Origin of the sequence: Streptomyces sp. MK37H, assembly GCF_018035285.1 — a bacterium.
Taxonomy (GTDB): Bacteria; Actinomycetota; Actinomycetes; order Streptomycetales; family Streptomycetaceae; genus Streptomyces; species Streptomyces endocoffeicus.
Genome location: NZ_JAAAYH010000611.1, coordinates 1 through 4,065 on the forward strand (window position 1 = coordinate 1; position 4,065 = coordinate 4,065).

4 protein-coding genes are annotated in these 4,065 nt (G+C 74.6%); 2 read left to right on the plus strand and 2 right to left on the minus strand.

What is annotated here, in order from left to right; translation table 11 throughout:
• A partial coding sequence (locus tag GWI24_RS41505; RefSeq protein ID WP_210951192.1) for a glycoside hydrolase family 10 protein occupies positions 1-1,078 on the plus strand: 1,078 nt, incomplete at its 5' end.
• A 25-nt stretch (positions 1,079-1,103) separates the two neighbouring features.
• On the opposite strand, the gene GWI24_RS41510 is transcribed toward GWI24_RS41505, so the two are convergent.
• Together GWI24_RS41510 and GWI24_RS41515 are read right to left on the minus strand one after the other, a co-directional pair.
• Positions 1,104-1,310 carry a DUF1918 domain-containing protein gene (locus tag GWI24_RS41510; RefSeq protein WP_210951193.1) on the minus strand — a complete coding sequence of 69 codons (207 nt, stop codon included), beginning with the start codon at positions 1,308-1,310 and terminating at the stop codon, positions 1,104-1,106.
• A 49-nt stretch (positions 1,311-1,359) separates the two neighbouring features.
• Entirely contained in the window at positions 1,360-2,454 is a 1,095-nt protein-coding gene (locus GWI24_RS41515; RefSeq protein ID WP_247617610.1) for a DMT family transporter, read from the minus strand.
• On the opposite strand from GWI24_RS41515, the gene GWI24_RS41520 reads away from it, so the two are divergent.
• Positions 2,453-3,907, plus strand: a complete 1,455-nt coding sequence (locus tag GWI24_RS41520) for a PLP-dependent aminotransferase family protein (RefSeq protein WP_210951194.1) — start codon at positions 2,453-2,455, stop codon at positions 3,905-3,907. The two genes, GWI24_RS41515 and GWI24_RS41520, sit on opposite strands and share 2 nt — an antisense overlap.
• Positions 3,908-4,065: the final 158 nt, after the last annotated feature.

The following is a 4,065-nucleotide window of genomic DNA, read 5'->3' on the forward strand; positions in this document are numbered from 1 at the left end:
GCCGTCCAGACCCGGTCTCCCCGCGGAGCAGCAGCGGGCCGAGCTGCTGGGCTTCCTCGACACCGCCGTGAGCCGCCGGCTCAACGCGGTGGTCTTCCAGGTGCGGCCGACGGCGGACGCGCTGTGGCCCTCACCGTACGAGCCGTGGGCGGAGTGCCTCACCGGCATCCAGGGCAAGGACCCGGGCTGGGATCCGCTGGGCACCGCCGTGCGCGAGGCACACCGGCGCGGGCTGGAGCTGCACGCCTGGTTCAACCCGTACCGGATCGCCAACCACACCGACCCGTCACGGCTGATCCCCACCCATCCGGCCCGGGTGCACCCCGAGTGGGTCGTGCCCTACGGCGGGAAGCTCTACTACAACCCCGGGCTGCCCGAGGTGCGCCGCTTCGTCCAGGACGCCATGCTGGACGCGGTCGCGCGCTATGACATCGACGCCGTCCACTGGGACGACTACTTCTACCCGTATCCGGTGGCCGGTCAGGTCTTCGACGACGACGCGGCGTACGAGCGCTACGGCGCGGGCTTCCCGGACCGCGCGGCCTGGCGGCGGAACAACATCGACCGCCTGGTGTACGAGACGGCCATGCGCGTCAAACGTCGGGGGCGGCGGGTGCGGTTCGGTATCAGCCCCTTCGGCGTCTGGCGCAACCAGGCCACCGACCCGCTCGGCTCCGCCACCACGGCGGGGGTGCAGACCTATGACGACCTCTACGCGGACACCCGGGGCTGGGTGCGGCGGGGATGGCTCGATTACGTCGTCCCGCAGGTCTACTGGAACATCGGCTTCGCCGCCGCCGACTACGCGGTGCTCGTCCCCTGGTGGTCGGAGGCGGTCCGGGGCACCGGGGTGAACCTCTACATCGGCGAGGCGCTCTACAAGGCGGGCGATCCGGCGCAGCCCGCGCCCTGGCAGGACCCGGCGGAGCTGTCCCGGCACCTCACCTTCGACCGGGGCTTTCCCCAGGTGCGCGGCAATGTGTACTTCTCCGCGAAGGAAGTGGCCGCCGACCGCAACGGCGCCATGGCGCGTGTGGTCGCCGACCACTATCCGTATCGCGTCCGTCCGCCCCGCTGACCCAGGCCCTGCCTCGCAGGGACGGCTAACGCTGCCTGGGTCCGGCTGCCAGGTGGCGGACGACCGAGTCGGGCCCGGGGGAGAACAGGCACTCGTGTCCGTCGTCCTCGTAACGCACGCGGTAGGGCGGTTCCCCGTTAACCCCGAGCACTTCGATGATCTCCGCTACACGATCGTGAATTCCGACAACCCTGCCGTGCACCAGCAGCTTGTCGCCTACGCTCGCCTCCATGTGCGTGACCTCCCGTCCGCTGGAGGGCAATGCGATCCCTGAGGCCAGTCTATGGCCGGTTGTCCTGGTTTGCGCCCGCCGGGGAGTGATTCCGGTCCACCGCTTCGGGGATCCGGTCGACCGCTTCGGATCCCCGCACCCGGCCCGGGGCGGAGGCCCGTACCGCCCCCGACGGGACCCGCGCCCGCTGCGTCACCCCGATGCACACCAGCACCGCGACGGCGGCGATCGGGGCGGCGGGGGTCAGCTTCTCGCCGAGCAGCAGCACCGACCACACCAGGGTGAGCAGCGGCTGGGCCAGTTGCAGCTGGCTGGCCCTGGCCACCCCGATGGCCGCCATCCCCCGGTACCAGACCACCATGCCCACGAACTGCGAGCCCACCGCCAGCCACAGCAGCCCGGCCACCGCCTGACCGCCGAGGTGGACGTCCTCGGCCGACAGCGCGAGCACCGCGCCCGGCACCGACAGCGGCAGACAGCCCACCAGCGCCCAGCCGATCACCTGCCAGCCCGGCATGTGGCCGGCCAGCCGGCCGCCCTCCGCATAGCCCGCCGCGCACACCGGCAGCGCGGCGAACAGATACAGATCGCCGATGGCGGGCGCGCCGCCGCTCTGCTGCACCGCGAAGGCGATCACCACCGCGGCCCCGGCCAGCGCCGCCGCCCAGAACACCCGCGAGGGCCGTATCCCGGTGCGTACGGCGGAGAAGGCGGCGGTGGTGAGCGGCAGCAGGCCGACCACCACGGCCGCGTGCGCGGTGGTGGAGGTCTGCAGGGCGAGCGTGGTCAGCAGCGGGAAGCCCACGACGACCCCGGCCGCGACGACCAGCAGCCCGGCCCAGTGGCGGCGGTCCGGCACCGGCACCCGCAGGACGGCCAGCGCCCCGCCCGCGATCAGCGCGGCGAGCACCATCCGGCAGGTGGTCACCGACCAGGCGCCGAGGCCGGTGAGCGCCCAGGCGGTGCCGGGGAAGGTGAGCGAGAAGGCGGCCACACCGAGCACCGCGAGCACGGTGCCGGTACGCGCGGCGGCAGGGATGCCGGTGCGGGAGGCGGACGACGGCGGGGTGTCGCCCCGGCCGTCGGCGGGACCGCCGCTCTCCGCTATCGCACTGTCCTGGGTAGCGCTATCCTGTGCTGTCATGCAACAGCGTAGCAGTGTGGCCCAACTCGCGGAATCGCTGCGGAAGGAGCTGAACCGCTACTCACCTGGAGAGAAGCTGCCGTCCAGCCGTGCCCTGGTCGAGCGCCACCGGGTGAGCCCGGTGACCGTCTCCCGCGCCCTCGCCGCGCTCTCCGCCGAAGGACTGGTGGTCACCCGCCCCGGCGCCGGTGCCTTCCGCGCCACCCGGCCGGGAGCCGGGGCGCCACGCCCGGGCGACACCTCCTGGCAGGAGGTCGCGCTGGGCGTGGAGACGGCCGGCGAGCAGGTGCGGCGCTCGGTGGACGCCTCGGGCGTCCTGGCCACGCTCGCCGCCCCACCGCCCGGGATCCTGGAGTTCAACAACGGCTATCTGCACTCCTCCCTCCAGCCGGAGCGGGCGCTGTCCGCCGCCCTGGCCCGCGCCGGACGGCGGCCCGGGGCGTGGGACCGCCCGCCGGTGGAGGGGCTCCCCGAGCTGCGCGCCTGGTTCGCCCGCGAGATCGGCGGCCCGGCCGGGGCCCTCGGCGCTGCCGACGTCCTGGTCACCGCGGGCGGCCAGTCCGCGCTCACCTGTGCGCTGCGCGGCCTCGCCCCGCCCGGTGCGCCCGTCCTCGTCGAATCCCCGACCTACCCCGGGGTGCTCGCCGCCGCCCGCGCCTCCGGGCTGCGCCCCGTCCCGGTGCCGGTGGACACCGACGGGGTCCGGCCCGAGCTGCTCGCCGAGGCGCTGCGGGCGACCGGTGCCCGGGTCTTCGTCTGCCAGCCGCTGTTCCAGAACCCCACCGGTGCGACGCTCGCCTCCGAGCGGCGCCGCGAGGTGATCGGGATCGCCCGTGAGGCGGGCGCGTTCGTGGTCGAGGACGACTTCGCCCGCCGGCTCGTCCACGAGGACGCGGCGCCGCTGCCCGACACTCTCGCCGCCGACGACCCCGACGGGGTGGTGGTCCATGTCTGCTCGCTCACCAAGGCCACCTCGCCCAGCCTTCGGGTGGGCGCGCTCGCCGCCCGCGGCCCCGCGCTGGGGCGGCTGCGCGCGATCCAGGTCGTCGACAGCTTCTTCGTGCCCCGCCCGCTCCAGGAGGCCGCCCTGGAACTCGTCGGCGCCCCCGCCTGGCCCCGCCATCTGCGCAACGTCGCCGCCGAGCTGCGCACCCGCCGCGAGGCGCTCGTCACCGCCGTACGGCGGGAGCTGCCCGCGCTGGAGCTGCGCCATGTCCCGCCCGGCGGCTACCACCTGTGGCTGCGGCTGCCCCACGGCACCGACGAGTCCGCCCTGGGCTCCGCCGCGCTGCGCGCCGGGGTCGCCGTCGCCCCCGGCGGTCCGTACTTCTGCGCCGAACCGCCCGCGCCACATGTGCGACTGAGCTTCGCGTCAGTGGCGGGCCTCGGCGAACTGGCCGAGGGGGTACGGCGGTTGCGCACCGCGTGCGACGAGGCCCTCGCGGGGGCGTAGGGGGTGTCCGACGGGTCGTGGCGCCTGCGGCGGGCTACTCCCCTCCCCGCCCCTTCCCTCAGCATCGATATGCGGCTCCACCACATGGCGGGGCTTCGCCTCTTCCCGCAGCACCGATATGCGGCTCCGCCGCGTGGCGGGGCTCCGCCCCAGGCCCC

Coding starts and splice junctions, on each gene's coding strand:
- GWI24_RS41510 (WP_210951193.1), bottom strand. CDS start 1,310: ATGGAGGCGAGCGTAGGCGACAAGCTGCTGGTGCACGGCAGGGTTGTC.
- GWI24_RS41520 (WP_210951194.1), top strand. CDS start 2,453: ATGCAACAGCGTAGCAGTGTGGCCCAACTCGCGGAATCGCTGCGGAAG.
- GWI24_RS41515 (WP_247617610.1), bottom strand. CDS start 2,454: ATGACAGCACAGGATAGCGCTACCCAGGACAGTGCGATAGCGGAGAGC.